Here is a 13,739-nt window from a genome sequence, read left to right on the forward strand (position 1 = left end):
CGACATGACAGCGAAGCTTCGCTCCGAAAATACACTACGCTTTCACCACTCCGGGTGCAAGTACGACATCTACTCAAGCTCACGTTGTTTGCTTTCGTAATCTTCTGTGTTAATCCAACAATCTTTCAGAAAACAGTTATTTTAAAAATTCCGTATAACCTTGTAGTAAAAATTCCCGCCCTAAACCTGGGCAGGAACCTCGATGTGCTTTCCTTCTCTATGTCGAATAACCTGCCAGACAAACCACACTGCAACAACGGCCCAGATAATCGAGCCAAGAATCATTGAAGTGGAATATTCAAGTCCAAAACCTTCCGGCGCATAAAAAATGTACATACTTGTCACGCCAGTCATAAACAAAGCCGGTCCACTGCCAATCCAGTGGAATTTTCCCTGTTTCAGCAAATACATTGCAGCCGTCCAAAGCATGACTGTCGCGACAACTTGATTTGTCCAGCCAACATACCGCCAAAGAAAGCTATAGTCCATTTGTGTCAGCAGAAACGTCGGTAATGCTACTGGAATAATAAGCAGCCCTAAAGCTCCTTTTCCACTGAAATCCTTTTTCGTGACTTGCTTCAGTAAATCAGCCAACATCATCCTAGAAGAACGCAATGCTGTGTCTCCGGTCGTAATCGGCAGGATAATAACACCCAGTATCGCTAAAATTCCACCAAATGTACCAAGCGTGGAAATACTGATTTCATTGACAACTCCCGCTGGTCCCCCTGCATTAATTGCTGCCTGCAGACTTGCAGTACTTCCAAAGAAAGTCATTCCCGCTGCAGCCCAGATCAGTGTAATTACTCCTTCACCAATCATAGCCCCGTAAAATACCTTTCTGCCTTCGCTCTCTTTTTTCAGCGTCCGGGCTAGAATCGGGCTCTGTGTGCTATGAAATCCAGAAATTGCTCCGCATGAAATTGTTACCATCAAAAGCGGCCACATTGGCAGCCCGCCAGGATGCAAACTGCTTAACGTCAGATTTGGAATTGGGTTATCAAAAAAGAACATCCCTACTCCAATTGATACAGCCATAAAAATGAGGATTGCACCAAAAATCGGATAAATCTTTCCGATCACCTTATTGATTGGTAATACTGCCGCAAGTAGAAGATAAACAAAAACGATAAGTATACATGCTGTGAAGCCAAGTGGTGTGATTTCGGACATCAGTTGGGCAGGTCCTGCTGTAAATGCTGCGGCCACAAGAATCATAAGAGCAATGGAAACAACGTTGATTACGTTCTGGGCATTTTTCCCAAGATACTTTCCAACCAATGCAGGGTACTGTGCCCCGTTATGCCGAAGTGATAGCATACCGGAAAAATAATCGTGTACTGCTCCTGCAAATACTGATCCAATGACAATCCAGATAAATGCGACCGGGCCATACAATGCCCCCAATAATGCGCCAAAAATCGGTCCAAGCCCAGCGATATTCAACAGCTGAATCAGGCTTGCCTTCCACCAGCTTATCGGCATGTAGTCAAAACCATCCTGCTGTGTATATGCCGGCGTCTTCCGGGAATCGTCGGCGCCGAAAATTCGTTCAACCACCTTCCCGTAGACAAAATAACCTGCAATTAAAAATACAATAGATGCAATAAATGTTAGCATCGCTGAGCCTCCCCTCATGAAGTTTTGCTTCTCGTCAGTTTAGGACGGGAGCTTTTAGTCATTTGTTCCTCTGTCTATCAATTGCTAGCAATCAAAAAAGAATTTAGAGAACATTCTATACCTGAAAATTTTAAAAATCAAGGGTTTTACGGGCAAGTTATCAAAATATTTTTATAAAACGCTTACATTAGAATTTTGTAATTTTTATCTTAAATTTCTTTTGTTAAACTGTTGCAATTCATAAAAATCTGGCTTATCATTAATAACAATTTTATATCTCAAAGGGGGATGGCTTTATGGAAGACCATTCAATAAAAGTAAATTTCTGTTCATCTGAGAAGGAAAAACCCAAGTCAGACCAGCTGCAGTTCGGCAGAGTGTTCACCGACCATATGTTTATCATGGACTATTCAGCTCCACTGGGGTGGCATGATGCGCGAATTGTACCATATCAGCCACTGTCTATTGACCCCTCTGCCATGGTATTTCATTACGGTCAATCCGTATTTGAAGGATTGAAAGCGTATTTGAATCCAGACGGAGAAGCGCAATTATTCAGGCCGGAAAAAAATCTGCAGCGGATCAATCGTTCAAACGACCGCCTCTGCATTCCGCCAATTGATGAGGAATATGCGCTGAAGGCCATCAAACAGTTGGTTGCAATTGATAAAGATTGGATTCCTGAAGCGGAGGGAACCTCTTTATATATTCGCCCATTCATCATATCGACCGAAGCATTTCTGGGTGTTGCACCATCACATAACTATAAATTCATCGTTATCCTGTCACCGGTAGGCGCCTACTACAAAGAGGGAATCAATCCTGTTAAAATAGCGGTGGAAAACAAGTATGTACGTGCAGTAGCAGGAGGCACCGGCGAGGCCAAGACCGGCGGCAATTATGCTTCAAGTCTGAAGGCACAGGAACTCGTAGCCAACAGTGGATACGCTCAAGTGCTATGGCTGGATGGTGTGGAGAAAAAATATATTGAAGAAGTAGGCAGCATGAATGTGTTCTTCAAAATTGACGGTGAAGTTGTCACCCCTAAATTGAACGGCAGCATTCTTGAAGGCGTAACAAGGAACTCTGTCATCGAATTACTGAAATACTGGGATATCCCTGTCAGCGAGCGGAGAATTTCGATGGAAGACCTGCGCCAGGCACACCAGGAAGGAAGACTGGAAGAAGCATTTGGTTCAGGTACAGCAGCCGTTATCTCACCAATCGGACAGCTGACCTGGAATGATACAGATTTGATTATCAATAACCATGAGACCGGACCAGTTGCCAAAAGACTATATGATACACTGACCGGAATTCAGTACGGTAAAGTGGAGGATCCGTTCGGTTGGATTGAGAAAGTTCGTGAACCGAGTAAGGTGAAATCATAGATAATATATTAAACCTTGGCTATCGCATATGAACCACCGCGGAAGCCAGGGTTTGTTTCTACAGAATAATTTAAGCGAAGGCTAATCCCATTGGGGTTAGCCTTTTTATTGTGGGAGACATTCTCATTTATTAATAGATTAGAATACCGAGGATTCAGCTACTATGAAACTTGCATGTATATTTCTCTCTATCTCTGGTAATCCTTGTATACTACTAAACTATTAGGAAATGAGAGGATAGTATGATAGGTAAACAGTCTATTTTATTTGGTGCCGTTTTAGTAATCATGATGTTCATTTTTGTTACCCCTGTAAGTGCAGAGAGTGAAGGCAAAGGAATGTATATCGTTGAGACCGATCAGGTGGATATGAAAACTGCTCCGGCAACTGATGCAGAAACAGTTGGTATTCTAGTACGCGGAGACAAGCTGACCATTTTCGACCAGAAAAATGGATATGTTAAAACATTCTATAGTGGTAAAAGAGTTTGGGTTGCATCTCAGCATATCGCACCTGTGAAAAAAGAAACACCAAAGAATACAAAGACACCTGAGACAAACGAAACTGAATCACCAAAACCTGATAAGGAATCCAAATCTGCGGATACTAGTAATAAGGAATTAAAAGTAGCCGAGGCCCCTGAGTTAAAATCAGCTACAATTGAGGTCTCCAGTGTCGGTCCATTGTCCGGCCATCATATCGTAATAGATGCCGGACATGGAGGAAATGACTCGGGGGCTGTCGCAGAAGGAGTAAATGAGAAGAGTCTCACCCTTTCCACAGCCCTGCTGGCAGCTGAAGAGCTACAACGCCAGGGTGCGACTGTTACACTCACCAGGACTAATGACAGGTTCCTATCATTAGAGGAACGCGTTACTATAAGTCATTCGAAATCCGCAGATATTTTTATCAGTTTTCATTACAATGCATATCGCGACCCATCTGTAGGCGGAATCAACACGTTTTATTATGGGAATGAGGAACTTCAGCTGGCAACAATCGTTCAGGACTCACTAATAAGTCACGTAAAACTTGATAACCGTGGAGCAAAAACAGGAAACTTCCACGTAATTCGGGAAAATAATGATTTGGCTCTGTTGGTTGAGCTAGGTTTTATGACCAATCCGGAAGAACTAGACACGATTAAAACAGACAAGTATCAAGAGGAAGTTGCCGCAGCTATTGCCGATGGGTTAATAGACTATTATAAGCAATAAATGAGCAATTAACAGGGATGACATCGGTTCATCCCTGTTTTTTCAGAGAAACAAAGTCTAATAATAGAATGAGGTACCTCGCGTTCACCGAAGTGGAACCTCTTTCCGTTCAAAGACAAAAAAGGGCCCTTAACGCTACTATTAGGATTCTGGTTCCGCTACAAGGCAAATTTTTATCGATTTTGACGTAAGAAAGGGCACATCCTAAAGCGATGCGGTCCTTTCTTATTTATTCAGGTTCATTCCATTTTCTATTTGTTTTTCCATTTAGTGATTAAAATCCACTCAAATGCAACCAACCTTCTACCCGCCGGTACTATCAATGATTATAACTATGAACGGTCCCATCCAATTCCGTGGAAGTTCGCGTATGGTTATGTAGATCACAATAATACACGGTTGTCTTTATTTTCAACGACACTTCACATGTTCGGGTATGCCGAATAAAATTTTTCCAGTATGTAAATTCATGAGAATCGGTCGGAATAATCTCAAAGTCCGTGCTCATTTGCTCCCAGTTATGCCTATTAGCCGTGGTTGCTTCTGTTTCCATAGCCTTAGCGTATATACTCCCGTTCCATCCAGCTACCAGTACCAATCCAGCAAAAATCAGTGCTTTTTTCAATCTATCTCACCGCTTCGTATATTTTTTACTCGCTAGCGGTAATGTTTCCCAAAACACAAATTTTATTCAGCGAATTTGATTTGTATCAATTGCTGATATCCTTTCATGGGTGACAATATATTAGAGAAGAATCAACTTCCCAGGGAGGTCAGGTTATGAAAAAAATCGGACTGGTTAGTGGAATACTGCTCATTCTCCTGATTACTTTTGTCATCCAAATTGAAAACAGAGCTTATCCTCTCGCTGAAACATTGCCAATAATACCAGAAAATGTAACCCGTTTAACCTTGTCCGAACCTGTATCCAATAACTATTCCACCACAACCGATGAAACTGAAATTCAATCCTTCCTGAATCATTTAGATCAGGCAGTTTACCGGAAGATAAGAGGAAACAATCCCTCCTACTTGCCGAAGCAGGCAACCACCGTTTACCTGGAGGGGAATGGAAAAACAGATTTCATTGTAATTTTTGATAAAAGTAATGATCAATCATACTGTTTTTGAGATATCGGGCGGATTGATTGACCCACTTTTCATTCAAACATTCTATGAAAATGTTGCTGACTAAGATTTTCAGTTTCTTCCCTGAGAGAAAAATACAACAATGTGCAATGATCAAATCGCGAAGTATCAAGTCCCGTCAGTTCGTTAACTTTTTTCAGACGATAGATGAGTGTATTCCGGTGAATATACAATGCCTTGGCAGCCCGGCTAATATTCATGCTATGCTCACAATAGACCAAAAAATCATGCTTTAACTCCATATAAGAACTGTCTTTTCGAAAAGCCTCCAATCTGGTTATCAGCGTTTTTCTCATATGTGGATCAATCCTTGACGGCAGCATACCCAAGAGAATATCCCAGTCATAATAACTAAATACTTTTCGGCCACCATTCCACTGTTGTCCGTATTTCATAACCGAATCTGCATCAAGATAGGAACGGCTTAGCATATCTATCGAGGAATAGGGGTTACCCGCTCCTATGGTTGTCAATTCCACCGAATACATTTTCAGCGTCTCAATCAGTCCCAAACATTTTCCTTTAAACTCCCGCATATACTCGAGATATCTGGTCTCATCCCTTACCGCCTTCAATACGACAATTCGCTCAGTATTTAAAAAAGCACAAATGTCATCATTACCATGGTCAAATGCCCGCTTAACACAATCAAGCAATGTCCCTTTGAACCGATTAGGCTTCAGACTGTTACTGGTATGCCGGATATTTTCGAGCAGCGCGTTACCGATATCCACTATAATGCAGAATCGTGTACAGTCAGCTCTGATTTTCAACATATCACAGTAATGATTTACCTGTTCACGGTTAACCGATTTATTCAGAAGGATATACTGGAAAAATGACTCCAGTGTCATGGACTCCAGGTTCTCAGCCTGGACATGCAGTGTTTCCTGCCACATCATTTCCACGTATTTTTTTACCAGATGCGCATAAGGTTCCACTAATTCAGGTTCTCCGATTATTCCAAGGACGCCAACAGGTCTTCCGCCAAAGTTCAATGGAGCTGCAACGCCCGGAAGAACATTCTCCATCCCGGCAACCTTTTCACGGGTAAAAAGAGTCACATCATTCTTCCTGATTACTTCAATGGATGGTTTATGCCGAGTCCCAATTCTTTCCGGGTTAGTATCACCGATAATATAGCCTTTTTCATTACTAACACTGATGGGAAAAGAAATAATTCCTGAAACCGCTTTCACTGTGCTTTGTGCAAACTGAACAAACCCTCCATACCACATTCCTCCAGCATCTACGGCTTTTAACTATAGTACCATAATTTAAATAATTGTGAAAACTACTAAACACCTCAGCAGATTTTTATGCAATGTGTCCATAGCAATCAGATTTTGTATGCGTTATAAATAAATAAAATGTTAGGAATAATTAATTATTTTTTACGGGGTGATTTTTTGCAAAAGAAAGCAGATATTATCGTTGTTGGCGGGAGCGTAATCGGTTCCAGTGTCGCTTATAATCTGTTAAACGATGGCTATACCGGAAATATTGCCGTATTTGAGAAAGACCCTATATATGAGTATTCGTCCACCCCAAGGAGCGCTGGTGGAATCAGGCAGCTCTTCACTACAGCTATTAATATTCAAATCAGCCGATATAGCCTTAAGAAGTATCAAACTTTCCCGGAGGATATGGCTATCGACGGGGAGAAAGCCGAAATCGACTTTAAACAACGCGGATATCTTTTCCTGGCCAAAAATGAGAATATGGTCCAGCTAGAAAGACAAATGCAGAACCGGAACTCCTTACCGATAAACTGATTGTAGGTGTCGGGTCTTTTCAGCCGACAACGCAGGAGTTTCCTCGCTCTCTCTATCAATTGACTGATCATATTTTTATCGATACCGAAGATGCCGTTAAAGAATCTGGTGATCTCACTGTTCCTCTCGAAAAAGGATGGATTACCAGTGAATCGATTCAATCAATGGCAGGATTTATAGCTGACAAGGATAAATTCCACTTTAAAAACGGCGCATCGATTGTTTTCAAGTCAACCGGCATGGCCTTGTTTGATGTTGTCGTTGCAAATAAAATCTATAAACGTGCAATCGAAAAGGGGGTTGGAACCATTCTGGAATAAATTGCATCACTCAGGCAGCACTATTTTGAAAGCGATTACAAAAATTAGGAGGGTTTAGATGTCTATTATTTTAGTTGAGTTCTTATTATACTGTGTAGCTATTTTAGCAATCGGTTATTTTTTCAGTAAGAAAAGCAAAACGCACTCTGATTTCCTGCTGGGTGGAAAAAAAATCCCCGGTTGGGCGCTGGCATTTTCCGAGCGGGCCACCGGTGAATCGGCATGGCTCCTGCTTGGTTATACCGGATTTGTATTTGCTACCGGATTGTCCGGCATCTGGGTTGCCGCAGGGATAGCAGTCGGTATTATTTTTGCATGGTTATTCCTTGCTAAGAAATTCATGCGTGAGACGAACAAATACAATGTCCTTACCCTTCCCGATTATCTTGCCGCACGTTTCGGTGAAAAGGCAAATATCATTCGCTGGCTGGTAAGTTTACTGATTGCCGGTTTCCTGATGTTCTATGTAGGAGCACAAATGGCTGGGGCAGGGAAAATGCTTCTCATCACATTTGATATGCCACCTGTGGTTGGTATCATCCTTGCGACGATTGTTGTAATCATCATTGCATTTGCCGGTGGATTTATTTCTGTCGTTTGGACCGATATGATCCAAAGTGTCATGATGCTTATAACATTGGTTGCACTACCAATCGTTGCCCTGGTTTATATCTCCACCAATGATCTCTCAATCAGTCAGTCACTAGTCGATGCCGGTGGTTCCATTAATAACTGGTTTGGTGGTTTGACGGGTTTTGCAATCGGTGTCCTGTTCTTTAACAATTTCTCCTGGTTCTTCGGGTTTCTTGGCGGTCAGCCACAGCTAAGCGCCCGGTTTATGGCGCTCAAAAATGATAAGGAAGCCAACCAGGGAAGCATTGTCGCTATTATCTGGACGTTCCTCGCCTATGGTGGTGCCTTCCTGATTGGTATTTGTGCGATCGCAATGTACAGCCAAGGCTCTTTTGCGGATGTGGAAACCATTCTGCCAACCATGATTCTCGACCTGATGCCACCATGGATTGCTGGTATTCTGCTGGCTGGTGTATTGGCTGCAATTATTACTACTGCAGATTCGCAGCTTATGGTAATTACCAGTTCTGTCAGTGAGGATATTATCCACAAGGCAATGGGCATCGAGCTGACTGAGAAACAACTGATTTGGGTCTCTCGGATATCTGTGGTAGTCTTCGGTCTTATTGGTATGACGATAGCACTTGTTTCCGAATCATTGCTCTACCTTGTCGTTAGCTGGGCATGGGCAGGGGTCGGATGTACTCTTTCACCGGCGATTCTGCTGACATTCTTCTGGAAAAAATATTCCGGAGCGGGAGTTATTGCTACAGTTCTTGCCGGTTTGTTTTCAACCATTCTTTGGATTAGCACTCCTCTGGAGACAATCATTACATCCAAGTTTACAACTTTCTTCATTGCAGCCTTCTTCGGAATTGTGTTTAGTCTGCTGATGCCAGACAAACAACAAGAAGAAGCAAGGCCTGCAGAAGAAGCATTATAATAAAAAAGTCTTTTTGAAAGATTCTTGTGGACATAAAAAGTATAAATTGCGAAGTAACAGCGTAGATTCGCTCCGGAAATACACTACGCTTTCCTCGGGCTCGCGCTGAGCTTCCTCGCTCGCAAAGAACGCTCGCTCTGGGGTCTCAACGTCTTCGCTTTCCCGTAGGAGGTCTGCGTGTATTTCCTCCTCTGATATAGCCTATGAATTGGAGCGTAGGGCAGTCAACTCCTGCGGGAAAAGCAACCGCTAAAAATCGCGCAGGAAGTGGCCTTCTTCCGAGGAAGCTGAAGCGTTGCCCGGCAGCGAAGGAAACACTGTGAAAGCTTTAGCTGGAACAGATGTTGCACTTGCACCCGGAGTGGTGAAAGCGACTGCCTGAAGCGGAAATCTACATTGCTGTTACGTCGCAATATATATCAACTGCGAGATTAAAATAGAAATAGAATTTATAAAATGAATCTAGTAAAAAAACAGGAAAGCGTGCCAAGCACCCTTTCCTGTTTTTTATTAATTAGCAAGCAGGTATATATATACCCGCTTTGCCAGGGTGGAGAACCCAGTCTTTTTAACACCCGTACCATATTCTACTCTCTTTCTCATAAGGAATCCCCTGACATATACGTTATAATAGGATTATTACTAATTTGGGGGACGGATAATATGACAAATTTTCCAGTATTCGATGGACATAATGACACATTACTCAGCTTACACCTCGGAAAGAAGGGACAGGAGCGTACCTTTTTCCAAGAAAGCAAATTTGGCCACATTGATCTGCCAAGAGCCCGAAATGGTAACTTTGGCGGGGGTTTTTTTGCCGTATATACACCAAACGAGGGTTATGCAATTGAACCAGATAATTATTTAACAGATGATGGCTATGACATGCCCTTGCCTCCCAAACTTGAACAAAAAGATGCTCTCCGGTTTAGCATGGCGCTCGCTGGGAAAATGTTTCGGATTGAAGGCGAATCCGGTGGGGATTTTAAAGTAGTTCGGACAGCCGGCGAACTCAAACACTGTCTGGAAAATGGTATTATCGCAGCAGTTTTCCATATTGAAGGTGCCGAGGCAATCGACACAGACTTCGATGCACTGCATGTTCTTCATCAGGCTGGCCTACGTTCACTTGGACCTGTTTGGAGTCGCCCAAATGTATATGGAGAGGGCGTCCCATTCCGTTATCCATCTTCACCCGATATTGGAGATGGTCTGTCCGATGCCGGGAAATCCTTGGTCCGCGAGTGTAATAAGCTTGATATCATGGTGGACACTACCCATTTGAATGAAAAGGGATTTTGGGATGTTGCTAAAATAACGGATGCACCTCTTGTTGCTACCCACTCGAATGTACATTCCATCTGCCCGATTTCCCTTAACCTGACTGATAAACAGCTTGCTGCCATCGCTGAATCAGGCGGAGTTATCGGTATTAACTATGCGGTTAACATGCTTCGTGAAGACGGCATGTTCGGCACTGATATATCACTTGATATAATTGTAAAGCACGTTAGCTATATCGCGGAAAAGTTTGGCATAGCTCATGTCGCGTTGGGTTCTGACTTTGATGGCACAACAATCCCGGATGAAATGCATGATGTCACCGGATTGACCAAGCTCGTTGAACGACTGCGTGCTCATGGATTCAACAATCATGAATTGCGGAAAATAACCCATGGCAACTGGGTTCGGGTATTAAAAGATACTTGGAATTAATTTTGTGGCGAGCTTACTTCACAAATGAAATCACATCTGAGTTAGCTACATGTTTTCGGTTATGTACAATTCGTACCCATTGATGTAAAATAATATGTAACTATTCATATAATTACAAACCACTTTTGTAACCGCATTCACTTGTAAGGAGTGTACAGCAATGGAACTTGGACTGTTTCAAAAACAAACAACAAACCTTGTTATGACCAATGAACTTAAACAGGCTATTGCGTTACTTCAGCACTCCACAATTGAATTAGCTCGATTTATCAGAGAACAGGCTACCGAAAACCCTTTAATAGAATTGGAGGAAAGTTCAACTGAGGTTTGTTTTGAAGATAACTATGAACCTGTCTCAGCAAACAAAACCACTTCAACTTTCAACCGTGAAAATACATTTAATCCAATTGACTTTACTGCCGCTGATAAGTGTGGGCTTTATGATGAATTGCTGGAGCAAACAGCCTATCTTGATGTCAGTACAGATGAACAAAACCTCTTGCGATACATAATCCTTAACCTCAATGAAAAGGGTTATTTAACCATGCAGGCGTCTGAAATTGCTAAAGAGCTAGATATAGATGAGCAGACTATTAATCACGCCATTGGTCTTCTGCAAGAAATGGAACCTGTTGGTGTTGGCAGCAGAAATATCAAAGAGTGTCTTTTGATACAGGCAAAAGTATATTATCCGGATAACCGCTTTGTTAATCAGGTAATCGAAAACCACCTTGATCTTGTAGCAGAAAAGAAATGGACACAGGTTGCAAGCATTCTTGGTATCAGTCTGAAGGAAGTTCAGAATATTGCTGATTGTATTGCATCCCTTAATCCACGGCCGTGTGCAAACACTGTCGAATCAAGACCTGATTATTTGTATCCTGATGTGATCATTAATGAACGCAATGGTTCGTATTTTATTTCATTAAATGAGCAGCCCCTGCCAACTATTCGATTGAACAAGCAATATATGAATCTGGGAGATAAAGGTGATTCAGCGACTACACAATATATTAAGGAAAACTATCAGAAATTCACATGGCTTCTTAGAAGTATCGAACAGCGCAATTCAACCATTATCAAAATCACGGAAGCAATTATCCGAAAGCAGTATGATTTTATGAAAAATGGCTTTTCACATCTCCATCCTATGACGTTAAAAGATATCGCGGAGGAAATAGATATGCATGAATCCACGGTCAGCAGGGCAACGAGAAACAAAGTCATTCAAACACCAAACGGTTCTTATTATATACGACGGTTATTTACATCTAAGCTAGGGAAAGATAATGTTAATAATGCTTCATCTGCACAGATTAAATTACTATTAAAACAAATCATCAATGAAGAAAATCCAAAGAAACCTCTGTCAGACCAGAAATTGGCCGATTACTTCAGCAAGCACAACGGTATAAAGATTTCACGGCGAACGATAGCAAAATATAGAGAAGAACTAAATATATTATCCTCATCAAAACGGAAATCTATCTGTTAATCACATTAATTAGAAAAGCCGCCCAATAAGGACGGCTCTTTCTTATGTCAAGTTTACCCATACACTTTTTACTTCGGTATAGTTATCCAATGCATAGTTTCCCATTTCTCGACCAATACCAGATTGCTTATATCCCCCGAAGGCTGCTGCTGGGTTCTCCTGATTCGTATCGTTTATCCATACTGTTCCTGACTTCAGACGACGGGCAACCTGGTGTCCAGTCCGGATATTTTCTGTCCAGACAGCTGCCGCCAATCCATAATCACTATCATTAGCCCGACGTACTGCCTCTTCCGTGGTATCAAACGGAAAGACTGCAACCACTGGTCCAAATATTTCTTCCCTTGCAATTCGCATGTCGTCTTCCACATCCGCAAAAACAGTTGGCTTCACAAAGTAACCTTTTTTAAAGGCCTTTTCTCCACCAGCTACCAACTTGGCACCTTCTTCTTTTCCAATGTTAATGTAGTGTAGCACACGTTCAAATTGTTCTTTAGATACGAGTGGTCCCATCTCTGTATCCATGTCCATTCCATTTCCAAGCTTTGTCGCTTTGGCCCGTTCAGCCAGCTCCTCTACTACCCGGTCGTAATGTTTTCGATGAACATAAACACGTGAGGTTGCACTGCAATTTTGCCCGTGATTATACATAATACCTTCAAATGCTCCGTCAATTGCCTTTTCAATATCCGCGTCTTCTAGAATCAAATTGGGTGATTTTCCACCGAGTTCCAACGTTACATGTTTTATATTATCTGCAGCTTTACGCATGATTGATTTACCTACGTTTGTGGAACCAGTAAATGCGAGTTTATCAATATCTTTATGATTGACAATAGCCTCCCCAGCGGTTTCCCCAAAACCCGGAACTACGTTGACCACTCCATCAGGGAAGCCAGCATCCTCAAGCAGTTTCGCCGCATAAATCAAGGATAAAGGCGTCTGTTCTGCAGGCTTTATGACAGAAGTGCATCCTGTTGCCAATGCTGCCCCCAGTTTCCATGAGGCCATTGACAGCGGAAAATTCCAAGGGATAATCTGACCCACAACACCTACTGGTTCATGTTCCGTGTAGTTTAAATAATCAGGTGAAATAGGTGTTGTCTGGCCAAGCACTTTTGTTGCCCAGCCAGCATAGTAGCGAAAATGCTCGACTGTACCGTCGATATCATCTTCAAGCGCCACCTTATACGGTTTGCCATTATCAAGTGACTCCAGTTGTGCAAGCTCTTCCCGGTTTTGCTCGAGTAAATCAGCAAACTTATAGATAAGGTGTGACCGTTCGGCAGTTGTCATAGTTGACCATTCGCCGTGTTCAAAAGCCTGTCTCGCAGCCATTACAGCCTTATCAATATCTTCTTCCTGTGATTCACTTACCTCAGCAAGTACCTCTTCAGTTGCAGGATTGAACACCTTGAATTTTTTTCCGTTTGAAGCGGGAGTATACGCTCCATTGATATAAAGCTCAATCTCTCCTTCCAAAAATTCTTTTACTTTAGGTTTTAATTCAATTTGTGAAGTAATCATCGTAATCCTC

General features: G+C 42.2%; 11 protein-coding genes and 1 pseudogene. 8 read left to right on the top strand and 4 right to left on the bottom strand.

Features of this window, described 5'->3' with window-relative positions:
• Positions 1-180 precede the first annotated feature (180 nt).
• Positions 181-1,620 carry a carbon starvation CstA family protein gene (locus ACFO3D_RS05705; protein WP_390293689.1) on the bottom strand — a complete coding sequence of 480 codons (1,440 nt, stop codon included), beginning with the start codon at positions 1,618-1,620 and terminating at the stop codon, positions 181-183.
• A gap of 296 nt (positions 1,621-1,916) precedes the next feature.
• On the opposite strand from ACFO3D_RS05705, the gene ACFO3D_RS05710 reads away from it, so the two are divergent.
• Together ACFO3D_RS05710 and ACFO3D_RS05715 are read left to right on the top strand one after the other, a co-directional pair.
• On the top strand, positions 1,917-3,011 hold the full coding sequence (locus ACFO3D_RS05710) for a branched-chain amino acid aminotransferase (RefSeq protein WP_390293690.1): 1,095 nt from the start codon (positions 1,917-1,919) through the stop codon (positions 3,009-3,011).
• A gap of 242 nt (positions 3,012-3,253) precedes the next feature.
• Complete coding sequence (locus ACFO3D_RS05715) at positions 3,254-4,228, top strand: N-acetylmuramoyl-L-alanine amidase (RefSeq protein WP_390293691.1); 975 nt, start codon at positions 3,254-3,256, stop codon at positions 4,226-4,228.
• Positions 4,229-4,547: 319 nt separating this feature from the next.
• Here ACFO3D_RS05715 and ACFO3D_RS05720 read toward each other — a convergent pair whose 3' ends face one another.
• Entirely contained in the window at positions 4,548-4,853 is a 306-nt protein-coding gene (locus ACFO3D_RS05720) for a hypothetical protein (protein WP_390293692.1), read from the bottom strand.
• Between the two features lie 155 nt (positions 4,854-5,008).
• On the opposite strand from ACFO3D_RS05720, the gene ACFO3D_RS05725 reads away from it, so the two are divergent.
• Complete coding sequence (locus tag ACFO3D_RS05725; protein WP_390293694.1) at positions 5,009-5,359, top strand: hypothetical protein; 351 nt, start codon at positions 5,009-5,011, stop codon at positions 5,357-5,359.
• Between the two features lie 29 nt (positions 5,360-5,388).
• Here ACFO3D_RS05725 and ACFO3D_RS05730 read toward each other — a convergent pair whose 3' ends face one another.
• Positions 5,389-6,615: a CdaR family transcriptional regulator gene (locus ACFO3D_RS05730; RefSeq protein WP_390293696.1), complete on the bottom strand. Its 1,227-nt coding sequence runs from the start codon at positions 6,613-6,615 to the stop codon at positions 5,389-5,391.
• Positions 6,616-6,786: 171 nt separating this feature from the next.
• Here ACFO3D_RS05730 and ACFO3D_RS05735 point away from each other — a divergent pair.
• From ACFO3D_RS05735 to rpoN, 5 genes and pseudogenes are all read left to right on the top strand, one after another.
• Positions 6,787-7,140 (top strand): annotated as a pseudogene (locus tag ACFO3D_RS05735) (FAD-dependent oxidoreductase); the annotation flags it as partial.
• Positions 7,141-7,151: 11 nt separating this feature from the next.
• Positions 7,152-7,472, top strand: coding sequence for a hypothetical protein (locus ACFO3D_RS05740; RefSeq protein ID WP_390295461.1), 321 nt, complete (start codon positions 7,152-7,154; stop codon positions 7,470-7,472).
• A gap of 58 nt (positions 7,473-7,530) precedes the next feature.
• On the top strand, positions 7,531-8,988 hold the full coding sequence (locus ACFO3D_RS05745; RefSeq protein ID WP_390293698.1) for a sodium/proline symporter: 1,458 nt from the start codon (positions 7,531-7,533) through the stop codon (positions 8,986-8,988).
• Positions 8,989-9,651: 663 nt separating this feature from the next.
• Positions 9,652-10,707, top strand: coding sequence for a dipeptidase (locus ACFO3D_RS05750; RefSeq protein ID WP_390293700.1), 1,056 nt, complete (start codon positions 9,652-9,654; stop codon positions 10,705-10,707).
• Between the two features lie 160 nt (positions 10,708-10,867).
• Positions 10,868-12,202, top strand: a complete 1,335-nt coding sequence (gene rpoN / locus ACFO3D_RS05755; RefSeq protein ID WP_390293702.1) for an RNA polymerase factor sigma-54 — start codon at positions 10,868-10,870, stop codon at positions 12,200-12,202.
• 42 nt (positions 12,203-12,244) lie between these two features.
• Here the strand turns inward: rpoN and ACFO3D_RS05760 are convergent, their stop codons facing one another.
• A complete protein-coding gene (locus ACFO3D_RS05760; protein WP_390293704.1) occupies positions 12,245-13,729 on the bottom strand; it encodes an aldehyde dehydrogenase family protein in 1,485 nt (494 codons plus the stop codon).
• Positions 13,730-13,739 lie beyond the last annotated feature (10 nt).

Source organism: Virgibacillus kekensis (assembly GCF_042654125.1).
Taxonomy (GTDB): domain Bacteria; phylum Bacillota; class Bacilli; order Bacillales; family Amphibacillaceae; genus Lentibacillus; species Lentibacillus kekensis.